Genomic DNA, 16,819 nt, shown 5'->3' with positions numbered 1-16,819 from the left:
ACCTACCTCCCTCCCGGGGCGGTGGGCGACGGAGCCAAGGGGGTTGGCTTCGTCGCCCACCGCCCCTCTTCGTGGCTCACCCGGTCCGGGTGAGCTGGTCACCGGCCCGGTGACCGGCCCGGTGACCGGTCCGGGCGCGAACGCCGTTTACCGCGTGCCGCGTCGGGAACCCGCCGCCGATCGGGTACGCCGGGGACCAGCGGGGGAGGGACTCGTGGCCGTCGACCAGCCACCGCCTGACCGGGCGCGGGCCGGGCCGCTCCGGATCGCGATGGTGGTCCCGCCGTGGCTGTCGGTGCCGCCACCCGGCTACGGCGGGTTGGAGACCCTGGTGGCCGGGCTGGTCGACGCGCTCGTCGACCGCGGGCACGCGGTGACGTTGTTCGGGGCCGGCACCGAGCACGGCACCGCCGCCGAGTTCGTCTCCACCTGCGCCGAACTGCAGTTCGACCGGTTGGGTGAGTCGCTGCCCGAGCTGGCCCACCTGGCGCACGTCGACCACCTGGTCGACCCGGCCGACTTCGACCTGGTGCACGACCACAGCACCATCGGCCCGATGGTGGCCGGCCGCCGCCGGGTGCCGACCGTGGCGACCGTGCACGGCAACCCGGTCGGCGAGTACGGCACCGTGCTCAGCAACACCGACCGGGGGGTCGGCCTGATCGCGATCTCGCACGCCCAGCGCCGGGCGAACCCGGGCCTGCCGTGGGTCGGCACGGTGCACAACGCGATGCCGCTGCGGGACTTCCCGCACAAGCGCGCGCCGGGGGCCGGGCCGGTGCTCTGGCTCGCCCGGTTCAGCCCGGACAAGGGCCCCGACGTGGCGATCCGGGCCTGCCGGGCGGCCGGGCTGCCGCTCACCCTGGCCGGCAAGTGCAACGAACCGACCGAGCGCCGCTACCTGGAGCAGGTGGTGGAGCCGTTGCTGGGCGAGGACGTGACGCTTGTGGTGAACGCCGAGCGCGAGGCGGTGCTGCGGCTGCTGCTCGACGCGCGTTGCCTGATCATGCCGATCCAGTGGGCGGAGCCGTTCGGCATGGTGATGGTGGAGGCCATGGCGACCGGTACGCCGGTGGTGGCGCTGCGCCGGGGCGCGGTGCCGGAACTGGTCCGTACCGGGGTCACCGGGCTGGTGTGCGACGCCGCCGACGAGTTGCCGGCGGCGCTGCGCGCGGTCGCCGACCTGGACCCGGCCGACTGCGTCGCGCACGTCGCCGAGAGCTTCTCGGTGGAGCGGATGGCCGCCGGGTACGAGGCGGTGTACCGGGGCTTCCTGGCCGGGCGGGCGACGACCGACGGCCCGCGGGCGGTCGCGGGGCTCGTCACCGGTTGACCGGTCAGGTGCGCCCGACCACGAGCGCCGCTGCCGCGGCGTCGAGTTGCCGCGCGTACCCGGGGGTGATGCTGCCCTCGCGTCGACGCTCGGCGATCTTGCCGCGGAGTCGCTCCACCGCGGCGGTCACCTCGTCCTCGCCGCTCGCGGCCACCGCGTTGCGCAGCAGGTTGCGCAGGTCCACGCCGACGTCGCTGCGGATCTGACCGTCGGTCAGCCCGGCCTCGATCAGCCCGTCCACCCGCTCGGCCGCGTCCGCCGGCTCGTCGGTCGGCGCGGCCGGGACGGTGGTGGCCGGCGCGCGGGTCGGCTCGGGCGGCGGCGTGGTGGCCGGGTCCCCGTCACCGGTCGGCACGCCGGTGGGTGTCTCCACCGGCCCGGCGGTCGGCAGCACCCGGGGCTCGACCGGCCGGTCCGGCGTCAACGCCGGCACCAGCAACGCGGCGGCGGCGACCAGCACCACCCCGGCCCCCGCCAGCGCGAGGACGCGGCGTCGGCCCGGCCCACCGACCGGCGCCGGTTCGCCCGCCGGACCGGGTCCGCCCGCCGGACCGGGTCCGCCCGCCGGACCGGGTCCGCCCGCCGGACCGGGTCCGCCCGCCGGACCGGGCGGGGCGGGGACCGGCTGGGTCGGCGGGGCCGCTGTCCGGCTCAGCGCGGGCAGCGTCATGGTCGGCGCCAGCATGGTGGCGGCCTGCGGATCGGCGGGGAGCAACTGGTCGCGGAGCACGGCCGCCACCCGGTGCGCGGTGGGCCGGTCCCGCGGATCGCGGGCCAGGCAACGCAGGCAGATCTCCGCGACGGGCCGGGGCAGCCCGGGTACGCCGTCCAGCGTGGGCGGCGCGTGCTCCGCCAGCGCGGCGCTGAGCTGCTCCCAGGTGTCCGCCGGGTACGGCGGCTGGCCGGTCAGTGTCTCGAAGAGCAGCACGCCGAGCGAGTAGACGTCGGTGGCGGGCTGGGCCGGTGCCCCGTCCAGCCGTTCCGGCGCCACGTACGCCGGGGTGCCGAACGTGCCGCCGTCCTCGTCCTCGTCCGGTGCCCCGACCCGGGTGGCGATGCCGAAGTCGAGCACCTTCGCCCCGACGCCGGTCATCATCACGTTGGCGGGGGTGACGTCGCGGTGCACGATGCCGAGCCGGTGCGCCGCGGCCAGCGCCTCGGCCACCTGCGCGCCCGTCTCCACCGCCGCCGCCCAGGGCAGCGGCCCCTCGGTCAGCCGGTGCTCCAACTCCTCGCCGCTGAGCAGCTCCATCACCACGAACGAGGTGATCGAGCCGTCCGGCGCGACCGTCTCGCCGTAGTCGTGCACGGCGGTGACGTGCGGGTGGTCGAGCTGCGCGGCCGAGCGGGCCTCCTCGCGCACCATGTCGCGGAACCGGGCGTCGGCGGCGAGCGAGGGGGCGAGCACCTTCACCGCCACCACCCGGTCGAGCACCTCGTCGCGGGCCCGCCAGATCACCGACATGCCGCCGGCGCCGATCCGGTCGATGAGCCGGTACCGCCGGGCCAGCAGACGGCCGGCTTGGAGTGTCGCCTTCACCTCGCACCTGCCTGGGCTCGGGAGCGCTACCAGGTTGCGGGAATGTGTCCGGCCTGTCAACGGGCGTCCGGAAGCCGGTCACGATCCGCGCGTCGGCCGTGGCCCACCGTGCCCGGCCGGGCACGCCGGGCCGGACTGCGCGGCCCGTGCCAGGATGAACGGCATGGCAGGCGGTCCGGTGGCGTTCGTGCTCGGTGGCGGGGGAGTGCTGGGGGCGGTCGAGGTCGGCATGCTGCGCGCCCTGTTCCGTGCCCGGATCCGGCCCGACCTGGTGCTCGGCACCTCGATCGGCGCGGTCAACGGCGCCCTGGTCGCCGCCGACCCGACCGAGGCGGTCACCGACCGGCTGGTCCGGCTCTGGGCCTCCCCGGAGGCGAGCGAGGTGTACGGCGACTCGGTCGCCCGGCAGCTACGCCGCTTCGCCGCGCGGACCCACCTGCACTCGCCCCGCCCACTGCGCCGCCTGCTGGAGAGCGAACTGGGTGAGGCGACCACGTTCGCCGACCTGGCCGTGCCGTTCCGGTGCTGCGCGGCGAACATCGAGCGCGCCGCCGAGTACTGGTTCTCCGAGGGGCCGGTGGTGCCGGCGGTGCTCGCGTCCGCCTCGGTGCCCGGGCTGCTGCCACCCGCCCAGATCGCCGGCCAGCACTACATCGACGGCGGGGTGGTCAACTCGATCCCGGTCGGCGAGGCGGTGGCGGCCGGCGCGACGCAGATCTTCGTGCTCCAGGTGGGCCGGATCGAGCGCGAGCTGAGCCCGCCGCGCCGGCCGTGGGAGGTCGCCCAGGTCGCGTTCGAGATCGCCCGCCGGCACCGGTTCGCCCGGGAGATGGCGGCGCTGCCCGACGGCGTCGAGGTGCACGTGCTGCCGACCGGCGGGTTGGAGCCGCGCGACGACAGCCCGTGGGCGTACCGGGACATGGCGGCCGTGGGGCGGCGGATCAGCCGGGCGTACACCGCCTCCCGCCGTTACCTGGACACCGCGCTGGAGCGTTGATGCCGCTGCCACCCCGCTGGGTACGCCGACTGCTGCTCGCGCCCGGCGTCGTGCTGCTCGCCGTCGCCGTGGTCACCACGCTGCCCGGTTGGGCGCTGCTGGCGTTGGCCGCGTCGCCGCTGGTGCCGGGACGGCTGCGCCCGCTGCGGCTGCTCTGGATCGGCACCGTCTACCTGGTCTGGGACGCCGCCGCGCTGCTCACGCTCTTCGTGCTCTGGCTGGCGTCCGGGTTCGGCCGGTACAAGCGTTCGCCGGCGTTCCAGCGGGCCCACTACGTGGTCGCCGGCCGCTTCCTGCGGGTGTTGTTCTGGCAGGCCCGGTGGACGCTGCGGCTGAGCATCGACGTGGTCGGCACCGACCCGGACACCGCGCTGCCCGGCCGCCCCGAGCTGGTCCTCTGCCGGCACGCCGGGCCGGGTGACTCGTTCATCCTGATCCACGCGCTGGTGAACTGGTTCCACCGGGAGCCCCGGATCGTGCTCAAGGAGAGCCTCCAGTGGGACCCGGCGATCGACGTGCTGCTCAACCGGCTGCCCAACCGGTTCATCGCGCCCGGCGCGGACGGCCGGGACTCGGCGGTACGGCAGATCAGCCACCTGGCCACCGGCCTCGACGACGACGACGCCTTCGTGATCTTCCCCGAGGGCGGCAACTTCACCCCGTCGCGCCGGCTGCGGGCGATCGCCCGGCTGCGGTCGCTCGGGCTGGAGCGGATGGCGCTGCGGGCCGAGCGGATGCAGCACGTGCTCGCCCCGCAGCCCGGTGGACTGCTGGCCGCGCTGGACGCCGCGCCGGACGCCGGGGTGATCTTCGTGGCGCACACCGGCCTGGACCAGTTGCTCACGGTCGCGGACGTGTGGCGTGAGCTGCCGATGGACAAGCGGATCGTGATGCGGTTCTGGTCCGTGCCGCCGGAGGAGATCCCCGCCGGCAAGCAGGAGCGCATCGACTGGCTGTTCGACTGGTGGGCCCGGATCGACAAGTGGATCGCCGCCACCCGGGACGGCACGGTCGACGCCTGAGCGGCTTTCGTGCCCGGATACGGCGGCGCGGCCCGGACGCCGCGTAGGGTGCGCTGGTGGACCAGATCTGCGTGGTGACGACGGTGGTGGATGCCCGCCGGGTGGCGGACGTGTTGGCGGCTGCGGCCGTCGCCGGCCGCCTGGCGGCGTGTGCCCAGGTCGGCGGCCCGGTGGACAGCACCTACTGGTGGCAGTCGGCGATCCAGACCACCGCCGAGTGGTCGGTGCGTTTCAAGACCACGCCGGACCGGGTGGACGCGCTTGTCGACCAGATCCGGGCCAGCCACCCGTACGAGGTGCCGGAGATCCTGGTCGCCCGGGAGGACAGCGGCAACCCGGACTACACCGCCTGGGTACGCGAACACACCCGGCCCTAGGTACCCCTACTCTGTCCGCCCGCCCCGCCACCGGCGAGGCTGACCGGGTGGAGAACACCGGCTACCCCTGCCCCGGGTGCGGCGCACCGGCCGACCTCGTCGCCGGCTGCCGCGCCTGCGGTCGCCCGCCCTACCCGCCCGCCGCCGAGGTGGTCCGGCTGGACCGGGAGATCGCCGCGCTGACCCCGCGGGTGGACGCGGCCCGGGTCGCGTACCAGGAGCTGGCCGGCCGGCTGTCCACGGTCCGGCAGCGACGGGCGGCGCTGGCCGCCCGGATCCGCCTGGAGATCCCCGCGCCCCGGACGGTCACCGCCGGGGCGCCGATGCACCCGTCGCAGCCGGTGCACCCGTCGCAGCCGGTGCACCCGTCGCAGCCGGTGCGGCCGGTGCGGCCGGTGCAGCCGGTGCGGCCGGCGCCGCCCGTCGCCGGAACGGCCCGGGCCGGTGGCGCGGAGACGTCCGGCCGGGCGGTGCAGGGTCTGCTCTTCGTGCTCGGAGGACTGCTGCTCGGCACCGCCGCGATCGTCTTCACCGCGGTCGCCTGGGCCGCGTTCGGGGTGGCCGGCCGGGCGCTGATCCTGCTCGCCGTCACCGTGCTGGCCCTCGCCGCGCCGCTGCTGGCCCGGGCGCGCGGGCTGCGCGGCACCGCCGAGACGATCGCCGCGGTGGGGCTGCTGCTGGTGCTCCTGGACGGGTACGCCGCCTGGTCGGTGGACCTGTTCGGGGTCGCCGGCTGGCCGGGCAGCCGGTACGCCGCGCTGGTCGCGGCCGTCAGCGCTGCCGTGGCGGCCGGCTACGGGCGACTCAGCCGCCTGACCGCGCCGTGGTTCGCGGCGTGGCTGGCGGCCCAGCCGGTGCTGCCGCTGGCGGTGGCGGCGGCCCGGCCGGCGGCGGCCGGTTGGGCGTTGGCCCTGACCGTGCTGGCGCTCGGTGACCTGGCGGTGGTGGTCGCCCTGCGCCGCCGGACCGCCCGTGCCGGCGGCGCGCGCCTGGGGGGTGGCGCCGGCACGGGCCCGGCCGGCGGGGCGGTGTGGGCCGGGCAGGTGCTGGGCTGGCTCGGGCACGGAGCGGCGCTGGCCCTGGCCGCCGGCTTCGCGCTGGTGCCGCTGGCGGTCGGCCGCGCGGGCGGCACCCCGCTGCTGGCCGGCGGTCCACTGCTGGTGGTGACGCTCGCCCTGGTGGCGGGCGCGTACGCGGCCGGTGGCCGGATGTGGCGCGCGGTGGCCGCCGGGCTGCTGGTGCCGGTGCTGGCCGCCGCGCTTGTACGTCCGGTCGCCGCCGAGCGTCCCGGGCTGCTGCTGCTCGCGGCCGGGCTCACGGTGGCGGTGCTGGCCGGCGCGGTCCGGGCGCTTCCGGCGCGGCTGCGGACCGGGCCGCGGATCGGTGCGCTCGCGGTGGCCGCCGGGCTGGGACAGGTCACCGTCGTACTGACCGGGGTGACGGCCGCGGCGGTCGCGGTCGCCGCGGTCCGGGCCCGGCCGGGCGGTTCCGTGCCGTCCTGGGGCTGGCAGTTGCCGCCCGCGTTGCTGCTCGTCGCCGGCGCGGTGGCGCTGCTGACGCCCCGGGCCGCCCGACCGCTGGTCGGGGTGGTGACCGCCGGGTTGGCCGTCCTCGCCGCGCCGGCCGTGGTGGGCACGCCGTGGCCGGCGGTTCTGGTCGCCGACCTCACGGTGGCCGCCGCGCTGCTGCTGGGTGCCGTGGCCCGGCCGCGCCGGGGCCGGGTCGTCGTCGGAGTCGCCGCGTCGGCGGGGGCGGTGCTGGTCGGGCACGCGCTGCTGGTCGGCTGCGCCGCGCCGGCCGGTGCCGTCGCGGTGCTCGCGGTGACGGCAGTGCTCGGCGTGGCGGTGGCGGCACTCGGCCGGCGCGGTGCGGGCGCCCAGCCGGTCGTCGCCGGGCTGGCGCTGGCCGTGGCGCTGCTCGCCGTACCGGCGGCGGTGGCCGTCGCGCTGCTCGGCCTTCACGCGCCGACCTGGTGGCAACTGCGGGGCGGGGCGACCGCCGTCGTGGTGCCGGTGGTCGCCGTGCTGGCGGTCCGCCGCCGGTGGCCCGACCTGACCGGGTACGCCTCGACGGCGCTCGCGGTGGCGCTCGCCGCGCTCGGCCTCGGGCCGCTGGTCGTGCCGGGCCGGGAACCGGTGGCGCTCTACGCGGCGGCGGGAGTGCTGCTGGCGCTGGCCGCTGGCGGTGGGACGACCCGGCCGGCGTACGCCCCGCGGGTGGTCGGCGCGGCGCTGGCCGGGCTGGCCGGGCTGGCCGCCGCGCCGGGCGCGCTGGCGGTGCTGGGGGAGCTGCCGGTCCGGCCCTGGTCCGGGGCACCGGCCGGCACGGCGGCTCCGGCGGAGGCGGCCCGGGCCGGGTTGACCCTGCTGCTGCTCGGCGTCGCCGCGGCGGCGTACGCCCGGATCGGGACGCCGGTCGGCCGGCGCGTGCGGGCGGCGCTGCCGTTCGGCGCGGTGGCCCTGCCGGTGCTGCTCGCGGCGGCCGGCGCGCCCTGGCCGGTGGTGCCGGCGGTGGCGTTCGGCACCGGCCTGGCCGCGCTGCTGACCGCCGCCACGGCGGGTCCGGGCCAGGCCACCTCGGTGGGCGACGCTCCGGCGTCGGTCCCGGGCCCGGCGGGGGCGCGAACGGCGAAACCGGCGGGGGCGCGCCCGACGTCGGCCCCGGGTTGGTGGTTGCCGGTGCTGGTGCTGACGGGGGCGGTGCTCGGCGGGTTCGGGTTCGGCGGGCTGGTCGCCACCCGGGCGGGGACGCTGGCCGGGCTGGGGGCGCTGGTGGTGGCCGGCGTGGTGGTGGGCGTGACCGGGTGGTCGGGCGCGGTCCGGCTCGGCGGCTGGATGGGCGCGGTGGCCGCGGCCACCGCCTTCGCGGTCACCGCGCCGCTGGCCGGCGGCCTGCCGTTGCGTACCGCCGGGTTCGCGGTGCTGGCCGTCGCGGCGGTGACCCTGCACGCCGCGCCGGCGCTGCGGGTCACGCCCCGATTCGTCGATCTTGGACTTGTGGTCGTTCGCAAGAAGCGCGATTCCGACATCGTGGGCGCCACAACTCCAAGATCGACGCAGTGGACGCGGTGGACGGCGACGGGTGCGGTGCTGGACGGGGTGGCGCAGGCGGTGGCGCTGCTCGCGCTGCTGCTCACCGGCGGCGCGCTGCGGTACGCGGCGTCGGTCTGCGCACTCTGGGGCGTCGTCGTGGCGGTCCGGGTGCTGCGCCGTGGTGAGACGCCGGGCCGGCGCGCCGCTCTCGCGGCGGTCGCGGGCGGCAGCGAGCTGCTCGGCGGCTGGCTGCTGCTGGCGGCCGGCGGGGTGGCGGTGCTGGAGGCGTACACGGTGCCGGCGGCGGCGCTCGCCCTCGGCGCGGGCCTGTTCGCGTTGCGGCGCCGGCCCGGGCTGACGAGCTGGCTGGCGCTCGGGCCGGGGCTCGGCGCGGCGCTGCTGCCCAGCCTGGTCTCGGTGCTGGCGGCACCGGACCCGCAGCCGCTGCGCCGGCTGGCGCTGGGCGCGGTGGCGCTCGGCGCGGTGCTCGGCGGCGCGGTCCGGCGCTGGCAGGCGCCGGTCCTGCTGGGCGCGGCCACGCTGGTGCCGCTGGCGCTGCACGAGCTGGCCCGGAGCTGGGACCTGCTGCCCCGCTGGGTCTTCCTCGCGCTGGGGGGCCTGGCGCTGATCGGTCTGGCCGCCACGTACGAGCGACGCCGCCGCGACCTGGCCCGCCTGCGTGCCGCCGTCACCCGCCTGACCTGACCGCAACCCACGGGGGTGGGGGCAACCCCACCGGTGGTTCGGGGGATGACGGGATTACCCAGGGCCACGAATTTCGGCACGATGGTCACCGAGGGTCACGATCGGACGGGGCCCACGGCCAAGCGGGGGGATCGCGGATGACGACTTCGACGGTGGCGGCACCGGAGGGCCGGCGGGGCAGCGACTACGCGCGGCTGTCCCGCCGGGTCGCCGAGGCCGGGTTGTTCGACAGGCGGCCGGGCCGGTACGCGGTCCGCATCGCGCTCACCCTGGGCGCGTTCCTGGCCGGCTGGGCGTTGGTGGCGGTCGTCGGCGACTCCTGGTGGCAACTGCCGCTGGCGGCCGTCATGGCGGTGGCCACCACCCAGGTGGCGTTCCTCGGGCACGACGCCGGGCACCGGCAGATGTTCCGCCGGCGCGGGCCCAGCGAGGTGGCCGGCCTGGTCGCCGGCAACCTCGCCGTGGGGCTCAGCTACGGCTGGTGGGTGGACAAGCACAACCGGCACCACGCCAACCCGAACCACGCCGACGAGGACCCGGACGTCGGCGCGGGCGCGCTGGTCTGGACGTACGAGCAGGCGCAGGCGACCCGGGGACTGAGCCGGTGGCTGGCCCGGCGGCAGGCGTGGCTGTTCTTCCCGATGCTGCTGCTGGAAGGGCTGGCGCTGCACGTGGCGAGCGTACGGGCGCTGGTCGGTCGGCAGCCGGACGGCCGGTGGCGCGTACCGGTGCGGCACCGGGCCGTGGAGGCGACGCTGCTCGCGGCGCACACCGCCGGCTACGTCGGCCTGCTGCTGGCGGTGATGTCACCGGGCAAGGCGCTGCTCTTCGCCGCCGTGCACCAGGGACTCTGGGGGCTCTACATGGGGTGCGCGTTCGCCCCGAACCACAAGGGCATGCCGATGCCCACCGCCGACGACGACCTCGACTATCTCCGCAAGCAGGTGCTCACCGCCCGCAACGTGCGCGGCGGCCGGTTCGTCGACCTGGCGCTGGGCGGCCTCAACCACCAGATCGAGCACCACCTGTTCCCGAACCTGCCGCGCGCCAACCTGCGCCGGGCCCGCCCGCTGGTCCGGGCGTACTGCGCCGAGCAGGGCATCCCGTACGCGGAGGCCGGGCTGGTCGAGTCGTACCGGCAGGGGTTGGCGCATCTGCACGACGTGGGGCGACCGCTGCGCGCGGGCTGAGTCGGGCGGGCCGGGCGGGGGCGTCGAGGGGTGTCCCCGCCCGGCCCGGCCGGTGGCGTGCGCCGCTTCCGGCGTGCGGGGGAACGCCGCCGTCGGACGCGGCCGGTAGGGTCGTCGCAGTGGTGGGACGGCGCGTCGCCGGGGTGACGCGCGGCCCGGTGGGCGACCGGCCCCGACCGGGTCAAGCGACGACATGGTGCGGAGCGCGGCATGAGATTCGAGATCAGCAAGGTGCTGGACGCCATCGAGGGGCGGGTCTGCACCGACCCGTTGCTGGCGCGGGCCGTGGTCGACCTGGCCGAGGTGATCCGCTGGCAGAACCTGGACGGCGGGCGGCCGGCCAGCCTGCTGCGGCTCGGGATGGTGATCGACGCGTTGTCCCGGCAGATCGGCGAGGACAGCGTCCAGGTCTACGCGATCGTGCACCGGGCGCTGCTGTCCGACGCCGACCTGACCTCCAACGAGCGGATGGTGGTCCGCCGCTGGGCCGACGACGGCCTGGTGGAGGTGCTCGACCAGCCCGGCGACCGGATGCTGGAGGTGGCCGACCTGCTCGGCCTGCCGGTGCTCACCCGCGCCCGGCTGGACGGGCTCGTCGGCCGTTACCCGTGGGTCGGCCAGGCCGGCCGGGTGCTCGCGCCGGTGCCCGGCGCCGGCGGGCCGGTGTTCATCGCGCACGTCGGCGGCGGCCAGGACCCGGTCACCGGCTCCCGTTCACCGGCCGGCGTCAAGCTGCTCTCCCGGCAGTGGCGCTGCCCCGAGCCGGGCTGCGCGCTGTTCGGCGGCGGCGGGGGTGGCGGCGCCTTCGCCGACCTGGCCGCGATCGACCGGACCCCGTCCGAACAGCCGCCGCCCACGTTGCGCACCGGCGCGCCGACCTGCCCCCGGCACGGCAGCCGCCTCTCCGACGCCGGGCAGCGCCCGCGCAGCGAGGTGCTGGCGGTGCGGATCGGCGGGCTGGTGCGGAAGCGGTTCGTGCTCACCGAGGCCGAGCCGGTGGCGGTCGGCCGGGCCCCGGACGGCCCCGGCGGCGTGACGCTCGGCCAGTGGCTCAACGACGAGGCCCGCCGCTGGATCAGCCGCAGCCACGTCCGGTTCGACCTGGGGCGCGGCGGCGAGGTGGTGGTCACCGACACCAGCACCAACGGCTCCGGCATCCGGCCGGGCGGGTCGATGGTCGAGACGGAGCGGATCCCGCTGCCGCCCCAGCAGTCCCGGTCGTTGGGCGAGGGCGACCTGATCGAGCTCTACCCGGGCGTGCAGATCGGGCGGGCCGCCGAGACGGCCAGCGACGCGACGTACACGCCGAACTCGGTGATGGCCGAGGCGCCGACCATGGCGATGCGGCTGCCGCGTCCCTGACCCACGAGCGCGAAGGGCGCCGGGACCGTCGTGGTCCCGGCGCCCTTTTCCGCGTACGCCGTCAGCCGGCCAGCACGGCGGTGAGCTGCGCCACCGCGTGGTCGATCTCGTCGGCGGTGATCACCAGCGGCGGGGCGAGCCGGATGGTCGAGCCGTGGGTGTCCTTGGCCAGCACCCCGCGCTCCATCAGCCGCTCGCACGCCTGCCGGCCGCTCATCAGCGCCGGGTCGATGTCGACGCCGGCCCAGAGGCCGCGCACCCGGACCGCGACGAGGCCCTTGCCGAGCAGCGCCTCCAGGCCGGCCTTCAGCCGCTCGCCCAGCACGGCCGAGCGGCGCTGGAACTCGCCGGTGGCGAGCAGCCGGACCACCTCGGTGGCGACCGCACAGGCCAGCGGGTTGCCGCCGAACGTGGAGCCGTGCTGACCCGGCTGGAGCACGCCCAGCACGTCGGCGTTCGCGGCCACCGCGGAGACCGGCACGATGCCGCCGCCGAGCGCCTTGCCCAGCAGGTACATGTCCGGGACGACGCCCTCCAGGTCGCAGGCGAACGTGGCGCCGGTGCGCCCCAGCCCGGACTGGATCTCGTCGGCGATGAACAGCACGTTCCGCTCGGTGCAGACCTCGCGCACGCCGGGCAGGTAGCCCTCCGGCGGCACCACGACGCCCTGCTCGCCCTGGATCGGCTCCAGCAGCACGGCCACCGTGTTCTCGTCGATCGCCGCGGTCAGCGCGGCCAGGTCGCCGTAGGGAACCACGGTGAAGCCCGGCGTGTACGGCCCGAAGTCGGCCCGCGCGTCCTCGTCGGTGGAGAAGCTGACGATGGTGGTGGTACGGCCGTGGAAGTTCCCCTCCGCCACCACGATGTTGGCCTGGCCCGGCGTGACGCCCTTGACCTGGTAGCCCCACTTGCGGGCGACCTTGATGCCGGTCTCCACCGCCTCGGCGCCGGTGTTCATCGGCAGGACCAGCTCCTTGCCGCAGAGCGCGGCCAGCTCCCGGCAGAAGTCGGCGAACTGGTCGTGGATGAACGCGCGGCTGGTCAGCGTGAGCCGGTCGAGCTGGGCGTGCGCCGCCTCGATCAGCTTCGGGTGCCGGTGGCCGAAGTTCAGCGCCGAGTAGCCGGCCAGGCAGTCCAGGTAGCGGCGGCCGTCCACGTCGGTCAGCCAGGCGCCCTCCGCCGAGGAGATCACCACGGGCAGCGGGTGGTAGTTGTGCGCCGTGTGGCGTTCCGCGTCCCGGACCGCGGAGGGTGTCCGCAGCATGTCGTCGATGATCACTTGATCGCCTTTCCCTGACGGAGTCGCAACGTGCAGCACTTCGGTCCGCCGCCGGCCTTGCGAAGCTCGGACAGGTCGATCCCGATGGTCTCGTAACCCCGGTCGCGCAGCTTCGCGGCCAGGTCGGTGGCCTGCGCCGGCAGCACCACGTGCCGGCCGTCGCTGACCGCGTTCAGGCCCAGCACCTCGGCGTCGGCCATGGTCGCGTGGATCGCGTCCGGGAAGAGCCGGCGCAGCACCGCCTGGCTGCCCGGCGAGAACGCCTCCGGCAGGTACGCCACGGTCCGCTCGTCGAGCACGGTCAGCGCGGTGTCCAGGTGGTAGAAGCGGGCGTCCACCAACTGCATGGTGACCACCGGGTAGCCGAAGACCTCCTGGAGCTGCGCGTGCGACGCGTGCGCGGTGCGGAACCCGGTGCCGGCGAGCAGGTGGTCGCCGACCAGCAGGACGTCGCCCTCGCCCTCGTTGAGGTGCTTCGGGTCGTACATCTCGAAGCCGGCGGCCTCGAACCAGGCCCGGTACGCGGGCGCCTCGTCGGCGCGCTGCGGGTCGCGGAACTGCACCGCCATGGCCTTGTCGTCGATCACGGTGCCGCCGTTGGCCGCGAACACCATGTCCGGCAGGCCGGCGACCGGGTCGATCAGCTCGACCTCGTGGCCCAGGTCGAGGTACGTCTGGTGGAGCTGCTCCCACTGCCGGATCGCCAGGTCGGCGTCGACCGGGGCGGTGGGGTCCATCCACGGGTTGATCGCGTAGTCGACGGCGAAGTACGTCGGCCGGCACATCAGGAAGCGCTGGCGGGTAACGTCCATCGTCATGTGGTGCTCCCAGGGTCGGGCGCGCCCGGCCACGGTCGGCCCACGGGCTGGCGCCGTGGGTCAACCGTATGCGGCCCGGTGCGTCGACTTCCACCGCGAAACCGTGCGTCGAGCAGCTGATCATTGCGTCTAACGACGCTTCATCGACCGATTGTTGCGTCCACGCACTCCGCCCGTTCTACTTCCTCGTCGTGCTTCCCTCGCGCGTCGGGCGCCTCAGGTTGCCGCCGGCTCGGCGAACTGGCGTCAGTCCGCGCGCTCCCGCAGCCGGCGCGCGACTCGCCTCCAGCCGTCCCGTCGCCCCCAGCCCTCCCGCCCCAGCCACCCCGGCACGCGGGCGTACTGCGCCCGAAAAGCCCGAACGGCCGAGATCTTGGTAGGAAATGGCCCCTATGGGGGCCGAAACGTACCAAGATCTATGGGGATCTCGACGGGTGGAACATTTGTCTCTGGTAGTGGGAGTGGGCGGGGAGTCCACACGTCGGCGGGACGGGGAAAACACTTCGGGGGGCGGCGAATCGCCGCCCCCCGAAAGGGTGTTGCCCTGCCGGTGAACCACCGGAGCTGCCCGGTGAACCACCGGAGCTTTTGTCGGGCTGCCGGTCGCTGCCGGCGAGTGGAACAGTGCCCTCAGAATCGATCGACAAACTGTGAATCAAGCCACTCGCGGAAGCGGCCCGCCCACTCGCCGTCCGTGGTCGGCCAGTCGAACTGGCCGGTCATCGCCACGATGCCGAGCACCACGGCGGCCAGGCCGACCATGATGCCGATCAGCGCGTCGGTCTTCCCGGCCACGTGCCGGCGTCGGGTGGCGATCAGACCCAGCACCGCGAGCACCGCGCCGACCGCGCCGAGCCCGATGCCGTAGCCGGCCAGCGTGCCGGAGAGCACGAAGAGCGCGCCGACCACGGACACGATCAGACCGAGCGTGGCGAGCAGGCTGGCCCGCGGCTTCTTCGTCAGCTCCGGGTCGAGTTCCCGGTCGGGGCGGCCGTCGCCGTCCAGGTCGACGGGACGGTCCGGGCGGCCGTCCCGATCCAGGTCGACGGCACGATCGGGGCGACCGTCGCCGTCCAGGTCGACGGCACGGTCCGGGCGGCCGTCCCCGTCCAGGTCGACGGCCTGCTCCCGGGTGGGTTCCGGGTCGACGGTCCGCGTGCTCCGACCCGACGGCCGGCTGGTCGCCGCCCGGGCCGCGGCGGCCCGCTGCGCCGCCCGCCGCTCCGCCTCACCGGTGCGGGGCGCGGTCTCGACGCGCGCGGCGTCGGTGACCGGTCCGGGGTCGGTGACCGGCCTCGCGTCGGCGACCGGTCCGGCGTCGGCGGCCCGCTCCGCCTCGGTGGCGGTCGCGCCGCTGCGGTACGTGGTCCGCACCGCGTCGCGGTCGGTCACCACCGGCCGGTCGGCCGTTCCGTCCGCGAGCGGGGTTCCGTCGGCGGCCGGGGGCCCGTCGTGGGCGTCCACGACCCCGTCGCCGTTCACATCGGTACTACGCGCCGGAGAGTTCCGGCGGGACAGGATGTTCACGTTGGTACCTCCTGATCCAGGCGCGGAGGCCGCGCATGACAGTGCGGAGGTACCCAGACGTGCGGAAGTCGACACCCGGTGACGGAACCGGGCCCGCCCGGCCGGCGTCCGGCCGGCGGGGACAGCCCGGCTCCGTCACGTGGGCGTCGTCAGGACTGGGTGCGTGACCACTGCTGGTTGGTGCCCCCGCCGCAGGTGAGCTGCTGGACGTCCGCGCCGTCGCCGGTGGCGGCGTTGACCACGTCCAGGCACTTGCCGCTGTGCCGGGCCCGGAGCTGGAACCAGCTGCCGACCGCGGCCCACTGCCACTGCTGGTTCGCGCCGCCGCCGCAGGTGTACTGGATGATGTTCGCGCCGTCGGCGGTGGACGCGTCGGCGACGTCGAGACACTTGCCGCTGTTGGCGTTCACCAGGCGGAACCAGCCGCCGCCGACGTCCTGGAACTCCCACCGCTGGTTCCCGCCGCCGTTCCACGCCCACTGCTTGACCTCGGCGTTGTTCGCGGTGGAGTTGCCGATCACGTCCAGCACCCGACCGCTGTGCCGGGCGGTGACCCGGTACGAGACCGGTGTGTCGCCGGTCACCGTCCCCGCGGCCGTGTCGATGGTGACCGACGGGTACCAGGTCAGGCTCATGCTGGTGCTGGTCGGGAACGAGATCGGCAGCCACACGTACTGCGAGTCGTTGACCGGCCCACCCCACGCCCCCGCCCACCGGTCACCCAGGTAGAGGTAGCTGGTGGTGGCGGTGCCCTGGATCGGCAGCACGAAGGCGGGCTGGGAGTTGAACGTGGTGCCGTTGCCCACGTCGGTCCAGCCGCTCCACGGACCGGAGATGCTCGGCGCGGTGGCGTACCGGGCCTGGTTCGGGCTCCAGCCCGTCGCGGCGGAGGTCAGCAGGAAGTACGTGCCGCCCCGTTTGAACATCGCGGGCGCCTCGCGGGTCGCGCCGGCCCAGAAGTTGCCCACCAGGCCGGCGACGTTGAGGTAGTCCGAGGTGAGCCGGTAGATGTTCAGGTCGCGGTTCTCGTTGGCGGCCGAGATCATGTACGCGGTGCCGTTGTCGTTGTAAAGCGTGATGTCCCGGGACATGTGCTGCCCGAGCGGCCGGAAGCTGCCGTGGTAGGTGTAGTTGCCGTCCACCGTGGCCGACGACGCGACGGCGGCCCGGGCCTCGTTGTAGTCGGACCCGTTCTCCTTGTGCATCCACATCACGAACCGGCCGGTGCCGGCGTTGTAGATGACCTTCGGCCGTTCGATGTTGGCCCGCTGCAGTTCGGCCGCCGACGCCTGGGTCAGCACGTTGTTGCGGAACTCCCAGGTGCGCAGGTCCGTGGAGCGGTAGACGGAGACCGCCCGGAACGTGTTGTCCGGGTTCCGGTTCTCGCCGAACCAGTAGTAGTAGTTGTCGACCTTGAGGACGCCGCCGCCGTGGGCGTGCACCACCGCGCCGCTCGTGTCGGTGAACTGCGTGCCGTTGGTGACGGTCACCGGCGCCGCCTGCGCGCCCGTGGCTGGCCCGACAAGCGCCGCCGCGACGGCCACGGCGAGCGCCGCCAGGACCGCCCCGAGTCGTCCGCCCCGGCTCATCCGGTCGTTCCCTCCGTGGGGGACCGCCCGATCCGTCGACCGCATGCC

The 16,819-nt window shown here is 75.5% G+C and carries 12 protein-coding genes; 7 read left to right on the top strand and 5 right to left on the bottom strand.

Annotated elements, in window-relative coordinates; translation table 11 throughout:
- Positions 1-271 precede the first annotated feature (271 nt).
- Positions 272-1,333: a glycosyltransferase family 4 protein gene (locus tag AB0B02_RS21045; RefSeq protein WP_357302834.1), complete on the top strand. Its 1,062-nt coding sequence runs from the start codon at positions 272-274 to the stop codon at positions 1,331-1,333.
- A gap of 4 nt (positions 1,334-1,337) precedes the next feature.
- On the opposite strand, the gene AB0B02_RS21040 is transcribed toward AB0B02_RS21045, so the two are convergent.
- Positions 1,338-2,873: a serine/threonine-protein kinase gene (locus tag AB0B02_RS21040; protein ID WP_357302653.1), complete on the bottom strand. Its 1,536-nt coding sequence runs from the start codon at positions 2,871-2,873 to the stop codon at positions 1,338-1,340.
- Positions 2,874-3,036: 163 nt separating this feature from the next.
- On the opposite strand from AB0B02_RS21040, the gene AB0B02_RS21035 reads away from it, so the two are divergent.
- The 6 genes from AB0B02_RS21035 (at position 3,037) to AB0B02_RS21010 (ending at position 11,558) form a co-directional block, all read left to right on the top strand.
- On the top strand, positions 3,037-3,870 hold the full coding sequence (locus AB0B02_RS21035; protein ID WP_357302650.1) for a patatin-like phospholipase family protein: 834 nt from the start codon (positions 3,037-3,039) through the stop codon (positions 3,868-3,870).
- A complete protein-coding gene (locus AB0B02_RS21030; protein WP_281937701.1) occupies positions 3,870-4,892 on the top strand; it encodes a 1-acyl-sn-glycerol-3-phosphate acyltransferase in 1,023 nt (340 codons plus the stop codon). Before AB0B02_RS21035 ends, AB0B02_RS21030 begins: the two co-directional genes overlap by 1 nt.
- A gap of 56 nt (positions 4,893-4,948) precedes the next feature.
- Positions 4,949-5,269, top strand: a complete 321-nt coding sequence (gene cutA / locus AB0B02_RS21025) for a divalent-cation tolerance protein CutA (protein ID WP_107160928.1) — start codon at positions 4,949-4,951, stop codon at positions 5,267-5,269.
- 47 nt (positions 5,270-5,316) lie between these two features.
- Complete coding sequence (locus AB0B02_RS21020; RefSeq protein ID WP_357302646.1) at positions 5,317-9,006, top strand: hypothetical protein; 3,690 nt, start codon at positions 5,317-5,319, stop codon at positions 9,004-9,006.
- Positions 9,007-9,143: 137 nt separating this feature from the next.
- A complete protein-coding gene (locus AB0B02_RS21015) occupies positions 9,144-10,196 on the top strand; it encodes an acyl-CoA desaturase (protein ID WP_281937697.1) in 1,053 nt (350 codons plus the stop codon).
- A gap of 210 nt (positions 10,197-10,406) precedes the next feature.
- Positions 10,407-11,558, top strand: a complete 1,152-nt coding sequence (locus tag AB0B02_RS21010; protein ID WP_281937696.1) for an FHA domain-containing protein — start codon at positions 10,407-10,409, stop codon at positions 11,556-11,558.
- 61 nt (positions 11,559-11,619) lie between these two features.
- Here the strand turns inward: AB0B02_RS21010 and rocD are convergent, their stop codons facing one another.
- The 4 genes from rocD to AB0B02_RS20990 all read right to left on the bottom strand — a co-directional run bounded on the left by rocD (position 11,620) and on the right by AB0B02_RS20990 (position 16,816).
- Positions 11,620-12,834 (bottom strand): ornithine--oxo-acid transaminase, encoded by a 1,215-nt coding sequence (gene rocD / locus AB0B02_RS21005; protein WP_357302831.1) that lies wholly within the window; start codon positions 12,832-12,834, stop codon positions 11,620-11,622.
- Positions 12,834-13,649 carry a dimethylargininase gene (ddaH, locus tag AB0B02_RS21000; protein WP_281938580.1) on the bottom strand — a complete coding sequence of 272 codons (816 nt, stop codon included), beginning with the start codon at positions 13,647-13,649 and terminating at the stop codon, positions 12,834-12,836. Before ddaH ends, rocD begins: the two co-directional genes overlap by 1 nt.
- Before the next feature lie 636 nt (positions 13,650-14,285).
- Positions 14,286-15,182 carry a DMT family transporter gene (locus AB0B02_RS20995; RefSeq protein WP_357302641.1) on the bottom strand — a complete coding sequence of 299 codons (897 nt, stop codon included), beginning with the start codon at positions 15,180-15,182 and terminating at the stop codon, positions 14,286-14,288.
- Positions 15,183-15,331: 149 nt separating this feature from the next.
- Positions 15,332-16,816 (bottom strand): RICIN domain-containing protein, encoded by a 1,485-nt coding sequence (locus AB0B02_RS20990; RefSeq protein ID WP_357302638.1) that lies wholly within the window; start codon positions 16,814-16,816, stop codon positions 15,332-15,334.
- Between the last annotated feature and the right edge of the window lie 3 nt (positions 16,817-16,819).

The organism is Micromonospora sp. NPDC049240, assembly GCF_040647835.1.
Classification (GTDB): Bacteria; Actinomycetota; Actinomycetes; order Mycobacteriales; family Micromonosporaceae; genus Micromonospora.
This window is presented reverse-complemented; position numbering and strand designations above follow the sequence as displayed.